Below are 17,287 nucleotides of genomic sequence, written 5' to 3'. Positions count from 1 at the left end.
AATTTAATTAGTTAATTACAACACCTCCTTGAGAGGTATTTACAGGTAGTACTTAAAAAAATGTTAAATGGGTGGAAAAAAAATTATTTTTTTTAATTATTTTTTAATTATTTATACCAGCCCCCATAAATAAAGCAATAGAACACCATTATTATATTAAATAATACAATATTTCACATAGTTTCAAGCTTTTTAAGCAAAATCCATCAAAAAATAAGTCATTAACATTTCATTAGGAAAACATCTTCAAAAGGAAAGAATACTATTCAAATAAAATCTTAACCTCTGCGGTACTTTTTAGTTTCCTCGAAGACATGCTCTAAGATAGCTTTATCAACATCGGTTAAGGCTTCTTCACGTCTAGACAACACCAATTCCGCCACTTCAAAAGCTTTTTTTGTTACATAGGTAGTAAATCCTGAATGACCACCCCAGGAAAAGCTGGGTACAAAATTTCTTGGGAATCCACTCCCAAAAATATTCGAGCTAACCCCAACAACGGTTCCCGTATTAAACATGGTACTAATACCACACTTACTATGATCACCCATCATAAGTCCACAAAACTGCAGACCTGTTCTAGCAAAACTTTCTGTTTCGTAGTTCCAGAGCCTAACTTCGGCATAATTATTTTTAAGATTCGAATTATTGGTATCAGCACCTAAATTACACCACTCCCCGATAACGGAATTCCCCAAATAGCCGTCATGACCTTTACTGGAATTTGCAAATAATACAGCATTATTAACTTCTCCTCCAACTTTACATTGCACACCAATAGTAGTCGGCCCATAAATTTTCGCTCCCATTTTAACAACAGCACCTTCACAAATAGCCAATGGACCACGCACCATAGAGCCTTCCATTATCAAACTATCCTTACCTATATAAATAGGTCCTTTCGTAGCATTTAATATGGCACATTCTACCGCAGCCCCTTCTTCGATAAATATATGTTCTGCTCCCATCACATTATTACTGCCAGGGATTGGAATAGAAGTACGACCTTTGGTTAACAGATTAAAATCTTCCTGAATAGCTTCAGCATTTTTTGAAAATATATCCCAGGTATATTCAATTTTAATTACCTCATCATTATACTCTAATGCTTCATAAGTATCAAAATCAATATCCTCTTGTGTATCCTTTGTATAAAATGCAATAACATCTTCATCCTTAAAAATAGCTTGATTCTCTTTAAGATCCTTAACCATTTCTATCAATTCCAAATTTGGCAAATACGATGCATTAATCATAACATTAGCATCCATTTCAACCATAGGAAATTTATCCGACAAATAGTCTTCTGTTATTGTAGTGGTAGTGGTATCCAAATAAGCTTCCCATTTTTCTCGAATCGTTAAAATGCCAATTCTTATATCAGCTACTGGTCTTGTAAAAGTGAAGGGTAGTAAGTTATTACGTGACGGACCATCAAAAAGGATGTAATTCATACTCAAAAAAAATAGGTTAAATTCAATATATAGAGCAACTTACTCTAATCCTGAATTCGGTTACACAGCATATCAAAAGTAGGTTAAATGTAGAATATAAAAAAGCCTTCAATATTAAAAATACCGAAGGCTTTCATTATATGGTAACTAAGATTATTTTTTAAACTTAGCGTATTTGTTTTTGAATTTATCAATACGACCAGCAGTATCTACTAATTTAGATTTACCAGTGTAGTATGGGTGCGATGTTCTTGAAATCTCCATTTTGACAAGTGGATACTCAACACCTTCAACCTCAATAGTTTCGTTAGTGTTTGCAGTAGATTTTGTTAAAAACACATCGTCGTTAGACATATCTTTAAATGCTACAATTCTATAATTCTCTGGATGTATACCTTTTTTCATCGCTTAAAGCTTTAATTCTTTTCAATTTTGGAAGTGCAAAAATAAGTAATTTTTATAATTTTGCAATGCTTTTCTATATTTTTTTATTATTCTATTTCATAGAACACATTAATAATGAGAAAGGCTTACTTTTATACTCACAAAATAAACTTATTTTCATGGAAAAATCAACTAAATCCTCAGCAATTAATTTCGGCCTGTATTTAGGTGCCTTATTAGCTTTATTAACGGTTTTAGCCTATGCCATTAACCTAGATTGGTTAACCAATATGTGGTTTGGCTTATTTATAATATTTGCTATTATTACTTTAGGAATTATTTCTGTAGCAAAAGTAAAGCAACTTCAAAATGGCTTTGCCACGTTTAAAGAAGTTTTCACAGCATATTTTATTACCATAATTATTGGATTAACGATAAGCACGTTTGTTTCCTATTTACTTTTTAATTTCATTGACACAGAAGCAGCCGATGTTTTAAAACAAAAAACCATTGAAAAAACAGTAGACATGCTAAAAGGATTTAACACGCCTGCTGAAGCGATTGCCCAATCTGTTGAACAAATTGAAACGCAAGATCAATATTCATTAGGAAGCATATTAAAAGGACTTGCAGGATATACCGTATTTTTTAGCATCATCGGACTAATTGTTGCGGCAGCCATGAAAAAAAATCAACCGGAGACCGAATAAATTCTGTAATTTTGAAGCTCTAACATTTTGAAAGTCTCTAAATGAATATATCAGTAGTCATACCACTACTTAACGAACAAGACTCTTTAACAGAATTACACGATTGGATTGCAAAAGTCATGCAATCCAATCATTTTTCATATGAAATCATCTTTATTGATGATGGCAGCACCGATAAATCCTGGCAAACCATACAGGATTTAGCATCGAAAAATCCTGCTGTAAAAGGCATTCGTTTTTTAAAGAATTTTGGTAAGTCGCAAGCCTTACATGCCGGCTTTGATAAAGCAGAAGGTGATGTGGTCATTACCATGGATGCCGATTTACAAGATAACCCAGATGAAATTCCGGAACTATATGCCATGATAGCACAGGGTAATTTTGATTTGGTTTCTGGCTGGAAGAAAAAACGTTACGATTCTGTTATCGCTAAAAATTTACCATCCAAGCTATTTAATTGGGCGGCTAGAAAAACCTCAGGCGTAAAACTCAATGATTTTAATTGCGGATTGAAGGCTTATAACATTGTTGTAGTAAAAAATATTGATGTTAATGGTGAAATGCACCGTTATATACCAGTGTTAGCTAAAAATGCCGGTTTTACCAATATTGGCGAAAAAGTAGTACGGCACCAAGCCAGAAAATATGGCGTTACCAAATTTGGCATGAACCGCTTTATAAATGGTTTTCTAGATTTAATTACCATTTGGTTTATTTCTCGTTTTGGAAAACAACCCATGCACTTATTTGGTGCCTTAGGTGTACTCATGTTTATAATTGGTTTCGCCTTTGCTATATATCTGGGGATTGATAAATTATTTCTTAATCCTACAGGTCGACTTATTACAGAAAGACCCCAATTTTTCCTATCACTTTCAACTATGATTATCGGAACCCAGTTCTTTGTTGCAGGCTTTCTAGGAGAAATTATATTACGAACCAAACAAGACAAAAAACGCTATTTGATTAAAGATGAATTGAATTTAAATTAATAACTTTAACCCTTCAATTCTCATCAAACCAACAGATTAATATTTTACAAAAATTTACATTTATTACATATCATGATACATATCGAACCAAAAATTTTAGAACGTATAAACACTTGGTTAACCCCTACTTTCGATAATGAAACTCAAGAGATTATTAAGGATAGTATAGCTAATAATCCAAAAGACATCCAAGAGAGTTTTTATAAAGATCTAGAATTCGGCACGGGTGGTATGCGAGGTATCATGGGGGTTGGCACCAACCGCATTAATAAGTATACGCTTGGAAAAAGCACACAAGGACTAAGTGATTATTTGAACAAATTGTTTCCAAATGAAACTCCTAAAGCCGTAATTGCTTACGATTGCAGACACAATAGTAAGTCATTAGCCAAAGTAGTAGCCGATGTATTCTCGGCAAACGGCATTGAAGTTTATTTATTTGAAGACTTGCGTCCAACACCAGAATTATCCTTCGCTGTAAGACATTTAAATTGTCATTGTGGTATTGTATTAACGGCTTCTCATAATCCACCTGAATATAATGGTTACAAAGTTTACTGGCAAGATGGTGGACAGTTGGTACCGCCTCAGGATGGTGAAATTATTAGTGTGATTAACGATCTGCAATACAGTGATATTAAATTTGAAGCCAATGAGAATCTTATAACTTTCATTGGAAAAGATGTGGACGATGCCTTTATTAACGAATCTGTAAAACAAGGAAGTGTTGCAGCTTCACAAGAAGCCAAAGATAACTTATCGATCGTTTTCACTTCCCTTCATGGAACTTCAATCACAGCAGTCCCTGAAACACTAAAACGTGCAGGGTTTAAAAATATTCATATTGTAAAAGAGCAGGAAGTTCCTAATGGAGATTTTCCAACAGTAAAATCGCCTAACCCAGAAGAACCGGCAGCTCTAAAAATGGCTCTAGAACTCGCTGAAAAAGTTAATGCCGATATTGTTATAGGAACCGATCCTGATTGTGACCGACTAGGCGTTGCCGTAAGAAATTCTAATAACGAATTACAATTACTTAATGGAAATCAAACCATGCTCATGATGACTGATTTCTTATTAAAACAATGGAAAAAGGATGGTAAAATAGAAGGTAAAGAGTTTATCGCTTCAACCATCGTATCAACACCAATGCTTAATACACTTGCTAAGGCTTATGGTGTAGATAGCAAAATTGTATTAACAGGATTTAAGTGGATTGCTAAACTTATTAAAGATTTCCCTGAATTAAACTTTATTGGTGGTGGTGAAGAAAGTTTTGGATTTATGGTTGGTGATTTTGTACGCGACAAAGATGCTGTTACATCAACATTATTAGCATGCGACATTGCGGCCTATGCGAAATCTCAGAACAGCTCGTTCTTTAACGAATTAATTAAACTTTATTTAGAGCACGGCTTCTACAAAGAAAAATTAGTCTCGTTAACGAAGAAAGGTATTGAGGGTGCTGAAGAAATTAAACAAATGATGGTTGACGCTCGTGAAAATCCATTTACCGAAATCAACGGATCTAAAGTGACAAAAATTGAAGACTACCAGTCATCGACTTCCAAAGATATGATTACAGGAGCCATTACTCCAATAGACATCCCAAAGTCCAATGTACTTATATATTATACCGAAGATGGAAGCCAGGTAGCCTTAAGACCAAGTGGAACAGAACCTAAAATCAAGTTCTATGTAAGCGTAAATACCACTTTGGATTCTGCTGAAAATTTCAACGCTACCGAAGGGGATTTAGACACCAAAGCAGAAGCTATTTTAAAAGACATGAAATTAATTTAATAAGCCATATCTTTGCAAAATCTACATGCTTTTATGATTTTCATAAAAGCATGTTTTATAAATAAACATTTCTTTTTTAATGAATCAATTTATTAATATCCTAAAGTATGCCAAACCATACAAGAGTTTTGCTTTAGGACACATTATTTCGAACGTTTTATATGCCTTGTTTGGAGCCTTATCTTTTATAGCCCTGATTCCAATGTTAGATATATTGTTCGAAAAGAAAGACCCTGCTAACATTATTACTGAACCAGTTTATACGGGTATTTCTGATTTAAAAGATTATTACAAAGATTATCTGGCATATCAGGTAAGTTTACATGCCGATAATGAACCTCAGAAAGCACTTCTGTTAGTTGTAAGTTTAATTATCGTACTGTTTTTAGCTAAAAACATCTTTGGCTATTTAGCAAATTATTTCATGGTCTTTTTAAGAAATGGTGTTGTACGTGATTTAAGAAATGCCGTATACTCTAAAACCGTAGACCTGCCTCTATCCTATTTTTCAGAACAAAAGAAAGGAGATATCATGGCACGTGTTACTAACGATGTGGCTACATTACAATATTCTATGCTACCTGTTTTAGAGCTTATCGCCAGGGAGCCACTTATGATTCTTTTCACCATTATCATGATGCTTCTTATTAGCACAAAACTCACCTTATTTGTTTTTGTATTTATTCCGCTATCTGGTATAATTATTTCAAGAATAGGAAAAAGCTTAAAGCGAAAATCAGATCGTGTTCAACAGGAACAAGGTGTTATTTTATCTACATTAGAAGAGACATTAACCGGATTACGTATAATAAAAGGATTTAATGGAGAAAATAAATTCATCAAGCGATTTGAAGATTCTACATCAAGATTTTATCATTTTTCAAACAAATTATTAAACCGTCAGAATCTGGCTTCCCCTACTAGTGAATTTTTAGGAATTCTGGTGATATCGATTCTACTGTGGTATGGCGGACAATTAGTTTTAGTAGAAGGCACGTTAGATGGTAGTTCATTTATCGCTTATATGGGATTAGCCTATAATATTATGGTGCCAGCTAAAGCCATTTCAAGAGGATTATACAATATAAAACAAGGTAATGCGGCTGCAGAGCGTATTCAGGAAATCATTGATTCACCTAACCCTTTAAAAGATAAAGAAAATGCCCTTATTAAAACTGGATTTGATTCTGATATTAAATTTGACAACATCTCGTTTAAATATCAAAATGAATATGTTTTAAAGAACTTCTCTTTAAATATTAAAAAAGGAGAAACTGTCGCTCTTGTCGGGCAATCTGGCAGTGGAAAATCGACCATTGCCAACTTAATTACCCGTTTTTATGATGTTAATAAAGGTGCTATTTTAATTGATGGCACAGACATTCGTGATTTAAAAACAACATCACTTAGGCAACAATTAGGTATTGTAACACAAGATGCTATTTTATTTAACGACAGCATCAAAAACAACCTGAAATTAGGTAAAGACGATGCTACAGATGAAGAGGTTATCGATGCTTTAAAAGTGGCCAATGCCTGGGAATTTGTTAAGACCTTACCAGATGGAATAGAAACAAATATTGGTGATGCAGGAAACAAACTTTCTGGCGGACAAAAACAACGATTAAGTATTGCTCGTGCTGTTTTAAAAAGTCCTCCAATCATGGTTTTAGATGAAGCTACTTCAGCATTAGATACGGAAAGCGAACGACTAGTTCAACTAGCACTAGAGAATATGATGAAAAACAGAACCTCTATTGTTATAGCACACCGCTTATCTACCATTCAAAATGCCGATAAAATTATCGTATTAAACAAAGGTGAAATTGTAGAACAAGGACAGCACAGTGAATTAATTGCACAAAAAGGTGTTTATCAAAAATTAGTTGAAATGCAAAGTTTTGAATAATAACATAAACATTTACAAAACAAAAAAGGATAGAGATTTGGGTTTCTATCCTTTTTTTGTTCTTTGTCAGACTTGGGGACATCTAACATCATAAGTAGGTTTCTGATACAAACATAAAACAAAAAAACAGTTCCCACAAGAAAAAACTGTATTTTATCGTTATTTTTTGGCTTTAATCGGTTAGTTTGTTTTTTTTTATAATAAATAGATTACAAATATTTCCTTTTGAATAAATTAAATTTCCTTTAAACTTTTAGTATTTTTATTAGTCTAACATCCAAAGCATTTTTGTGATTGACGAGTTGCAACTAGTAGAACAATTAAAATCGGATACCGATAGAGAGCAAGCTTTTAGAGAATTAATAAGACTCTATAAAGAACGTTTGTATTGGCACATTCGGAATATTGTAAAATCTCATGACGATACCGATGATGTGCTACAAAACACTTTTATAAAAGTTTACAAAAACATCGATAACTTTAAAGGCGAAAGCCAACTATTTTCATGGATGTATCGTATTGCAACCAATGAATCCATTACTTTTATAAATAAACAAGCCAAAAGACTTCAAACCACAAATGAAGAAGCACAATTATTAGCCATTAATAATTTAAAAGCTGATGAATATTTCGAAGGTGATGACATTCAATTTAAATTACAAAAAGCCATAGCCACACTACCCCAAAAACAACAACTAGTTTTTAACATGAAATATTTTGATGATTTAAAATTTAAAGAAATATCAGAAATTTTAGAGACCAGTGAAGGTGCTCTAAAAGCAAGCTATCATATAGCTGTAAAGAAAATACAAGGCTATCTTACCAAAGATTAAACCTTTAGAAAAAAAAGAAGTCTTATATAAAGATGAAAGAAAAAGATTTACATAGCATAAAAAGGACTGGTTTTAAAGTACCCGAAAATTATTTCGACACCCTTGAAGATTATCTTGTTGATGAAATAAAACTAAAAACCCAAACCACAAACCAAGGCTTTAAAGTACCAGATAATTATTTTGATACTTTAGAAGATTCGATTTTGACTCAAATAACCAAAACAAAGAAAACCAGGGTAATTTCAATTATAAATAAAAAACAATTAGCCTACCTTTCTGGTATTGCTGCAGCTATTGTAATATTATTTAGCATAACATTCAATAATAAAAACACTGTATGGAGTAATTTAGATATTGATACTGTAGAAAACTATTTAATTAATGAAAATATTGTTGATTCGTACGAAATAGCATCTCTATTATCAGACGATGATATTGATGATTTCTCCCCTGTGAACCTTGAAATTGATTCTGAAGATTTACAGGATTTTATTTTTGAGAATATAGACCTTGAAGATATCATATCGAATTAATATCTTAATATTTAAAATTATGAAAAAGATATTCACCCTAGCCATTATAATAGCATTATCCTTCAGCTCATTTGGACAAAATCACCATGAGCGCATAAAAACGTTAAAAATAGCATACATAACAGAACAACTTAATCTATCTGAAAAAGAAGCCCAAGAATTCTGGCCAGTCTACAATACGTTTGAACATGAGTTTTTCAAATTAAGAGAGGAATTAAACAGAATAAGAAGAACCTTTAACCCAGATAAACTCACCGAAGCTGAAGCTAAATCAATTTTAAACGATATTAAAGTAATAGAAGACAAAAAACACATCCTGCGAATTAAAAATCTTGAAAATCTATCAAATATAATTCCGGCCAAAAAAGTCTTACTACTTAAAAAAGCAGAAGACGAATTTAAACACAAAATGTTTGAACAATATCGAAAACGAATGGGGCAACCTAGAAAATAAAAAAAGGAGCTATTTAGCTCTTTTTTATTCCCTAAAAGTCACTTTAGAAATCCTTCCAGAACCGGCAACATAAGCTTCTTTGTTATTTATAAACCGTATAGTATAATAACTTTCATCACTTAAATGTTTCCAGGTTAAACCGCCATCATTACTATAATCTATACCCTTAAATCCAACTGCTACCAATTCCTTTCCTTCCCCTTTAGGAATATACTGCACACAACTTCTGTATCCCGGGTTTTTATTGGCTGCCACCAATTCCCAGGTCTTGCCCCCATCTACTGTAAGCATTTTATTAGCACTATCAATCTCAGGGTTCATGTAATCGCCACCAATAGCAAAACCAATATGCTCATTATAAAAATCAATAGAATAAATACCTTCAGTATCCCCAGCCTTAACTATAGGTGTTTTAATAAGCTTCCAAGACTTCCCTTTATCTTCAGAATAATAAATATTACCATGGGTCGTACCAATCCATGCCTTATTACCCAAAACTTTTATGTTGGTATTACTCGCTGCAAAGGCCCCTTCACCTGCTTCTGCACCAGGTAATTCTGAACAACTTATTTTCATCCATGTGGCTCCTCCATCACGTGTAATAATTATTGATAAACATCCATTTACATAATCTCCAACAGCTATTCCTTCTCGATTATTCCAAAAAGTCATCGCATCGTAAAACACTCCTTGTCCTTGTTCTTCATAAACCAAAGTCATTTTACCAGAATCTCCTGTCTTATACAACAATGCAGGATTTTCAATACTCAACATAAAAAAATCCGTCGCAGTATGTGCCACCGCTCTAAAATGTAAATTCAAACTATCGTGCCTCTGGATGTTAGTTTGAAACATTTTTGTTTTAGGGCTGTATAGTCCATAAGCCCCGTTATTGGCAGCAAAAGACAAGCTTCCATCGTTTAAAATATCAATCGCACGTACACTTAATAAAGAATCTTCCAGTAAGGTAACAAACTCGACACCATTGAATGTTCGTGGTTTAAATTTATCTTCCGATTTACATGAAACTATGAATAAACAACCAATAAACGTATATAAAAAAGCTCTCATTAAATTTAATTTGGTTTAAAAATAGTAAAGCATTCCTAATTATCGGTTAACAGATTTAACAAATCGACTTTTTAAGTGTAACTTTGCAGCCTTATTTATACAAGATGCGATTACACAGAAATTTATGTTTTGCCGTTATAGACGGATTGACTTTAATTTTTAACGAAGGAAAATATGCCGATAAGGTGATTCAACAGCTCTTAAAACGTGATAAGCGTTGGGGCGCTAGAGATCGTGCCTTTGTAGCGGAAACAACCTACGACATAGTACGTTGGAAACGTTTATATGCTGAAATCGCAGAAGTTAAAGAGCCGTTCGACCGAGATAATATTTGGCGTATGTTTGCCGTTTGGGCAACACTTAAAGGTATTAAACTACCGGATTGGAAATATTTTGAAAACACCCCAACTCGCAAAATAAAAGGACGTTTTGACGAACTATCTAAAATTAGAAAATTCAAAGAATCAATTCCTGATTGGATTGACGAATTAGGTGAAAAAGAATTAGGAACCAAAGTTTGGACTAAAGAAATTGCCGCTTTAAATGAACAAGCCGATGTTGTGCTTCGTGTTAATACCTTAAAAACAACTAAGGAAAAATTACAGTCCGAATTATTCGATGTAAATATTGAAACAGAGTTTCTTGAAGATTATCCAGACGCTTTAAAACTTAAAGAGCGGGCAAATGTATTCTCAACCGAAGCATTTAAAAATGGTTTTTTTGAAGTTCAAGATGCGTCATCCCAGTTGGTTGCTCCTCTATTAGGCATAAAACCTGGTATGCGCGTTGTAGACACATGTGCTGGCGCGGGAGGCAAAACCTTGCACATTGCTTCAATTATGGAAAACAAAGGGCAGGTTATTGCTATGGATATCTATGGTAATAAACTGAATGAATTAAAACGTCGTGCAAAACGCAACGGAGCCCATAATATTGAAACACGTGCGATCGAATCGACAAAAGTGATAAAAAAACTTTACGATAAAGCCGATAGAGTTCTTATCGACGCCCCATGTTCTGGTTTAGGTGTGCTACGTAGAAACCCTGATGCCAAGTGGAAATTGCAGCCTGATTTCATTGACAAGATTAAAAAAACCCAACAAGAAATTCTTCAGCAATACTCAAGAATGGTAAAACCCGGCGGCCAATTAGTATATGCGACTTGTTCTATATTACCATCTGAAAATCAGCAACAAGTTGATGATTTCTTAAAATCTGATTCCGGAAAAGATTTTATATTTGTTAAAGACAAGAAAGTATTGTCTCACAAATCTGGATACGATGGCTTCTATATGGCATTACTAGAGAAGAAAAAGTAATTTAGGCTTACTAGTAAGTTATTCCATCCATACCCTAATGAAAAACAGGATTTGGATGAAACAACTTTATACTATTATTTTCACCTTTATTTCTGCTTTTGTTTTTAGGCAACAAGCCTATTACAACAGTATAGACTTTAGTAAAACCGGTTTAGCTTTAAAACAGGATTTAGCAGACCTAATTACAACCACGCATACCAACATACTTTCCTATGGGTGGGATGCCACGAAGGCTACAGACATTAACCCTAGCAACAGCACTAAAGTACTTTTAGTATATGGATGGGAAAATGGCAGTGATATTGATTGCACCAACGATTTAGAAAGAGACATTAACAGTAACGGTGGGAATTCCTGTGACTACAACCGAGAACATGTTTACGCCAAATCTTTAGCAACTCCCGTTATGGATAATTCCGGTCCGGGTGCAGATGGTCATCATATTAGAGCTTCTGATGTTCAAAGAAATGGCACTAGAGGAAATCAAAAATTCGCTTCAGGATCTGGTAATTTAGGTAATGTAACAGGCGGATGGTATCCCGGTGATGAGTGGAAAGGTGATGTAGCAAGAATCATCATGTACATGTATTTACGTTATGGCGACCAATGTTTACCCATTAATGTTGGAGTTGGAAGTGCCGTGAGTACACCTGATAGTATGATTGATTTATTCCTACAATGGAATTCAGAAGATGAAGTTTCTAATTACGAAATACAGCGTAATGAGTTTCACGAAAATACTTTAAACACTTATGCTCAAGGCAACAGAAATCCTTTTATTGACAATCCAGCTTTAGCAACGGCAATTTGGGGAGGACCAGAAGCTACCGACACTTGGGGGAACATTCTTAGCACCGAAAGTTTCTTTGTGAATACTATTAAAATTTACCCAAACCCTAATCAGGAAAATTATCTAAACATACAAACAAAACAACCCACACAGGTAGAATTCTATAATGCAATAGGTCAGTTATTAAGTAAAACAAATATAAGTACCAACAATTCAAAAATTAACATTACTCATTTGAAAACTGGAATTTATCTAGTAAAACTAACAACAGAATCTGGCACATTAACCAAAAAACTTGTTAAACGCTAAAAAAATAATTCTAAGCTTCCTTTTACTTAAAGGACCGTTTTTTTTTAATTTCAAATTATGGACGCCAATTTCAAAACCTATCTTTCAAATATTTTAAATACTCAAATAGAGGGTCTTCAACCAATTTCTGGCGGTGATATTTCTTCGGCTTTTGTTATTTCAACAATTAACCACTCCTATTTTTTAAAAATAAATTCCTCAGAAAATGCTTTGCAGTTATTTCAATCGGAAGTAAACGGACTAAAATCAATACAAAGCACCAACACGATTAGCACACCAAAGGTTTTCCATTGTGACATCTACCATGATTACGCGTTCTTAGTTTTGGAATACATAGAAACAAAATCAGCTACAAATTCAGATTTTGAACTTTTAGGAACCCAACTAGCAGATTTACACAACTCCTTTACTGAAGATTTCGGACTAGACCAAAATAACTTTATTGGTAATTTACCACAATCAAACGCAACACATGAAACTTGGGTTGAATTTTACATTAAAGAGCGCCTAAAACCTCAACTGGACTTAGCTGTTAAAAAAAACCTATTAAAACCATCAGAATACCCTTCAGAAAATCGAATCTTTGAGACTTTAGAATTATTATTAAATAACTTGAAACCCTCATTACTACATGGCGATTTATGGAGTGGTAATTATTTAATATCAAAAGATGGCATACCTTATCTCATAGATCCTGCTGTATATTATGGCCATAATGAAGTTGATATTGCCATGACTAAACTTTTCGGGGGTTTTGGAAACAGTTTTTACCAAGCTTATTACTCTATTCATCCCACGAATGAATATTCTAATGCACGCATGGACATTTACCAGCTTTACTATCTATTGGTGCATCTAAATTTATTTGGGAGTTCATATCACGCTTCTGTTATAAACATTCTAAAAAAACACTTTTAATTCCCTTGTTTAATACCTTGTTAATAATAGTCTAGGCTTTCCTAAAAAAAGCAGATTTAAATGACTAAAAAAGTGTATTTTTGCAATTTAAAATTTCAACCATAACATATCTAAAATGATTCATTTCTTTGGAAACGTAACCGGCAAAGTATTTGCCGTTCAAACAACAAAAGAATTATCTACCGAGAGTATCTCCAAATTAAACTGGCTTTTTGGCAATCAACCTAAAATAAATCAAACATCTTTAGATGCATATTTTGTAGGTCCAAGAGCTGCTATGATAACGCCTTGGAGTACCAATGCTGTTGAAATCACTCAAAACATGGGGATTTCAGATATTATAAGAATTGAGGAGTTTGAAGCTGTAAGTGAAGATTTCAAGGATTACGACCCTATGATTTCAGAAAAGTTTAATGGCTTAAACCAAGAATCTTTTACTATAAATATCGAGCCAGAACCTATTTTAGATATCGAAGACATTGCAGCTTACAACATTCAGGAAGGACTTTCTTTAAGTGATGAGGAAGTAGAATATTTAGAGAATGTTTCTAAAAAAATTGGACGTCCATTAACCGATTCTGAAGTTTTTGGATTCTCTCAAGTGAATAGTGAGCATTGTCGCCATAAAATATTTAACGGTACGTTTATTATAGATGGTGAAGAAAAGCCAACTTCTTTATTTAAATTAATTAGAAAAACATCTGAAACAAATCCGAACACCATAGTTTCGGCTTATAAAGATAACGTTGCTTTTATTGAAGGTCCAAAAGTTGAGCAATTTGCTCCTAAACGTGCAGATATTCCTGATTTTTATACCATTAAAGAATTCGATTCTGTTATTTCATTAAAAGCAGAAACTCATAACTTCCCAACTACTGTAGAGCCTTTTAATGGTGCAGCAACTGGTTCTGGAGGTGAAATTCGTGATAGACTAGCAGGAGGAAAAGGCTCTTTACCTTTAGCTGGAACCGCGGTATACATGACGTCTTACTCACGTTTAGAAGAAAACCGACCATGGGAAAAAGCTGTAGAAGAACGTGATTGGCTATACCAAACACCCATGGATATTTTAATTAAAGCATCGAATGGAGCTTCTGACTTCGGAAACAAATTCGGGCAACCATTAATCTGTGGTTCTGTATTAACTTTCGAACATGAAGAAGATGCGCGTAAACTTGGTTTCGACAAGGTTATCATGCAAGCTGGTGGTATTGGTTATGGCAAAAAAGATCAAGCTTTAAAAGACACCCCTCAAACAGGTGATAAAATAGTTATACTTGGTGGTGAAAACTACCGTATTGGTATGGGCGGTGCGGCTGTATCAAGCGCCGATACAGGAGAATTTGCTTCAGGCATCGAATTAAACGCTGTGCAACGTTCTAATCCGGAGATGCAAAAGCGTGCTGCAAATGCCGTTCGAGGTATGGTTGAAAGCGAAGAAAACTTTATCGTATCTATACACGATCACGGAGCTGGTGGTCACTTAAACTGTCTATCTGAGTTAGTAGAAGACACCGGTGGAAAAATCGACTTAGATGCGCTTCCTGTGGGAGACCCAACGCTATCAGATAAAGAAATTATTGGTAACGAATCTCAAGAACGTATGGGACTAGTTATTGGCGAAAAACATATTGACACCCTTCAACGTATCGCCGAGCGTGAGCGTTCTCCAATGTATACCGTTGGTGATGTAACTGGCGACGATCGATTTACTTTCGAATCGAAATCAAACGGTCGCAAACCTATGGACTTAGGCATGGAAGATATGTTTGGTAGTTCACCAAAAACAACTATTACCGATTCAACTATTAACAGAAATTATAGCGACGTTAACTATACTTCAAATAAATTCTATGATTATTTAGATCAGGTTTTACAATTAGAAGCTGTAGCTTGTAAAGACTGGTTAACAAATAAAGTAGACCGCTGTGTAGGTGGTAAAGTAGCTAAACAACAATGTGTTGGACCTTTACAAATCCCACTTAACAACGTTGGTGTAATGGCCTTAGATTTTAAAGGCAAAGAAGGTATTGCAACCTCAATAGGACACTCTCCTATTTCAGGTTTAATTAACCCGGTTGCAGGTAGTAGAAACTCTATAACTGAGTCTTTAACTAATATCATCTGGGCACCATTAAAAGATGGTTTACAATCGGTTTCTCTTTCAGCAAACTGGATGTGGCCCTGTAAAAATGAAGGTGAAGATGCTCGACTGTATGAAGCTGTTGAGGCCGTTTCAGAATTCGCGATCGATTTAGGAATTAACGTACCAACCGGTAAAGATTCCTTATCGATGAAACAAAAATACCCTAACGAAGATGTTATTGCTCCTGGTACCGTTATTATTTCGGCTGCAGGTAGCTGTAACGATATTAATAAAGTGGTAGAGCCTGTATTTAAAAAGAATGCAGGTAACATTTACTATATTAACATCTCTCAAGACAGCTTTAAACTTGGTGGTAGCTCGTTTGCGCAAGTTGTTAATAAAATAGGGAAAGACACCCCTAATGTTAAAGATGCTGCATATGTTAAAAATGTATTTAACACGGTTCAAAATTTAATAAAAGAAGAACAAATTGTAGCTGGACACGACGTTGCTTCCGGAGGTTTAGTGACTACTTTATTAGAAATGTGTTTTGCCGACACGCATATTGGAGCCGAATTAGATGTCACCGCTTTAGCTGAAAAAGATTCATTCAAAATATTGTTTGCTGAAAATGCAGGTATTGTAATTCAGGCTAAAGACGATTCGATTGAAAGCGTTTTATCTGAAGCAAACATAGCATTCTTTAATATTGGTAAAGTTACAGTATCGGACACTTTAAGTGTTATTAATGGTACAGACGTGTTTACTATGACTGTATCTCGTTTACGCGATGTTTGGTATAAAACGTCTTATTTATTAGACCAAAAACAAACGGCCAATGGATTAGCTCAAGATCGTTTTGATAATTATAAAAATCAACCACTTAAATACACTTTCCCTAAACATTTTACAGGAAAATTACCTGAATTAAACGGGAACAGACCAAAGGCTGCTATATTACGAGAAAAAGGTAGTAACTCGGAACGCGAAATGGCAAATGCTATGTACCTTGCTGGTTTTGATGTAAAAGATGTTCACATGACTGATTTAATTTCTGGTCGTGAAACGCTCGAAGACATTCAGTTCTTAGGAGCTGTTGGGGGCTTCTCTAACTCTGATGTTCTTGGATCGGCAAAAGGTTGGGCAGGCGCGATTAAATACAACGAAAAAGCAAATAAAGCGATTCAGAACTTCTTTAATCGGGAAGATACATTATCTGTTGGTATTTGTAACGGATGTCAATTATTTATGGAGTTAGAAGAGATTAACCCAGACCATGAGATTCATGGTAAAATGGTTCATAACAATTCTCATAAACACGAAAGCTCTTTTACCTCTGTAAAAATCCAAGAGAACAATTCTATCATGCTATCAACTTTAGCTGGTACTACTTTAGGAGTTTGGATTTCTCATGGTGAAGGTAAATTTAGCTTACCTTATAGCGAAGATAAATATCATATCGTTGCTAAATACGGATATGAAGGTTATCCACACAATCCAAATGGTTCTGACTTTAACACGGCCATGATGTGTGATAAAACAGGGCGCCATCTAGTTACCATGCCTCATATTGAACGCTCAACGTTCCAATGGAACTGGGCTAATTACCCTGATGGCAGACGAGATGAAGTTACACCTTGGCTAGAAGCTTTTGTAAATGCAAGACTATGGATTGAAAACCATTAGTTCTTAACCATTATAAACTAAAAAGCCTGAGATTAT

At 34.3% G+C, this 17,287-nt stretch carries 14 protein-coding genes; 11 read left to right on the top strand and 3 right to left on the bottom strand.

Annotated elements, in window-relative coordinates:
• Positions 1–278 precede the first annotated feature (278 nt).
• Positions 279–1,454 (bottom strand): GlmU family protein, encoded by a 1,176-nt coding sequence (locus tag H611_RS0112695; protein ID WP_027138735.1) that lies wholly within the window; start codon positions 1,452–1,454, stop codon positions 279–281.
• 153 nt (positions 1,455–1,607) lie between these two features.
• Positions 1,608–1,859: a type B 50S ribosomal protein L31 gene (locus H611_RS0112690; protein ID WP_027138734.1), complete on the bottom strand. Its 252-nt coding sequence runs from the start codon at positions 1,857–1,859 to the stop codon at positions 1,608–1,610.
• Between the two features lie 158 nt (positions 1,860–2,017).
• Between H611_RS0112690 and H611_RS0112685 the strand changes: the two genes are divergently transcribed.
• The 7 genes from H611_RS0112685 to H611_RS0112655 all read left to right on the top strand — a co-directional run bounded on the left by H611_RS0112685 (position 2,018) and on the right by H611_RS0112655 (position 9,072).
• Positions 2,018–2,548: a DUF4199 domain-containing protein gene (locus H611_RS0112685; RefSeq protein WP_027138733.1), complete on the top strand. Its 531-nt coding sequence runs from the start codon at positions 2,018–2,020 to the stop codon at positions 2,546–2,548.
• A 41-nt stretch (positions 2,549–2,589) separates the two neighbouring features.
• Positions 2,590–3,540 (top strand): glycosyltransferase family 2 protein, encoded by a 951-nt coding sequence (locus H611_RS0112680; RefSeq protein WP_027138732.1) that lies wholly within the window; start codon positions 2,590–2,592, stop codon positions 3,538–3,540.
• A gap of 72 nt (positions 3,541–3,612) precedes the next feature.
• Complete coding sequence (locus H611_RS0112675) at positions 3,613–5,343, top strand: phospho-sugar mutase (protein ID WP_211223800.1); 1,731 nt, start codon at positions 3,613–3,615, stop codon at positions 5,341–5,343.
• A 79-nt stretch (positions 5,344–5,422) separates the two neighbouring features.
• On the top strand, positions 5,423–7,252 hold the full coding sequence (locus H611_RS0112670) for an ABC transporter ATP-binding protein (protein WP_027138730.1): 1,830 nt from the start codon (positions 5,423–5,425) through the stop codon (positions 7,250–7,252).
• 290 nt (positions 7,253–7,542) lie between these two features.
• Complete coding sequence (locus tag H611_RS0112665) at positions 7,543–8,085, top strand: RNA polymerase sigma factor (protein WP_027138729.1); 543 nt, start codon at positions 7,543–7,545, stop codon at positions 8,083–8,085.
• A gap of 32 nt (positions 8,086–8,117) precedes the next feature.
• A complete protein-coding gene (locus H611_RS0112660) occupies positions 8,118–8,618 on the top strand; it encodes a hypothetical protein (RefSeq protein ID WP_027138728.1) in 501 nt (166 codons plus the stop codon).
• A gap of 19 nt (positions 8,619–8,637) precedes the next feature.
• Positions 8,638–9,072: a hypothetical protein gene (locus H611_RS0112655; protein ID WP_035484006.1), complete on the top strand. Its 435-nt coding sequence runs from the start codon at positions 8,638–8,640 to the stop codon at positions 9,070–9,072.
• Positions 9,073–9,096: 24 nt separating this feature from the next.
• On the opposite strand, the gene H611_RS0112650 is transcribed toward H611_RS0112655, so the two are convergent.
• On the bottom strand, positions 9,097–10,143 hold the full coding sequence (locus tag H611_RS0112650) for a WD40/YVTN/BNR-like repeat-containing protein (protein ID WP_027138726.1): 1,047 nt from the start codon (positions 10,141–10,143) through the stop codon (positions 9,097–9,099).
• 104 nt (positions 10,144–10,247) lie between these two features.
• Here H611_RS0112650 and H611_RS0112645 point away from each other — a divergent pair, with 104 nt between their 5' ends.
• From H611_RS0112645 to purL, 4 genes are all read left to right on the top strand, one after another.
• A complete protein-coding gene (locus tag H611_RS0112645) occupies positions 10,248–11,462 on the top strand; it encodes an RsmB/NOP family class I SAM-dependent RNA methyltransferase (RefSeq protein ID WP_027138725.1) in 1,215 nt (404 codons plus the stop codon).
• Between the two features lie 55 nt (positions 11,463–11,517).
• A complete protein-coding gene (locus H611_RS14330; protein ID WP_051238805.1) occupies positions 11,518–12,561 on the top strand; it encodes an endonuclease in 1,044 nt (347 codons plus the stop codon).
• A 57-nt stretch (positions 12,562–12,618) separates the two neighbouring features.
• Positions 12,619–13,479: a fructosamine kinase family protein gene (locus H611_RS0112635; RefSeq protein WP_027138724.1), complete on the top strand. Its 861-nt coding sequence runs from the start codon at positions 12,619–12,621 to the stop codon at positions 13,477–13,479.
• A gap of 115 nt (positions 13,480–13,594) precedes the next feature.
• Positions 13,595–17,251: a phosphoribosylformylglycinamidine synthase gene (purL, locus tag H611_RS0112630; RefSeq protein ID WP_027138723.1), complete on the top strand. Its 3,657-nt coding sequence runs from the start codon at positions 13,595–13,597 to the stop codon at positions 17,249–17,251.
• The last annotated feature ends 36 nt before the right edge of the window (positions 17,252–17,287 follow it).

The sequence above is a fragment of the Gaetbulibacter saemankumensis DSM 17032 genome, from assembly GCF_000425645.1.
Classification (GTDB): Bacteria; Bacteroidota; Bacteroidia; order Flavobacteriales; family Flavobacteriaceae; genus Gaetbulibacter; species Gaetbulibacter saemankumensis.
The sequence above is the reverse complement of the archived record's forward strand: the minus strand, read 5'-3'. Positions and strand labels throughout refer to the sequence as shown.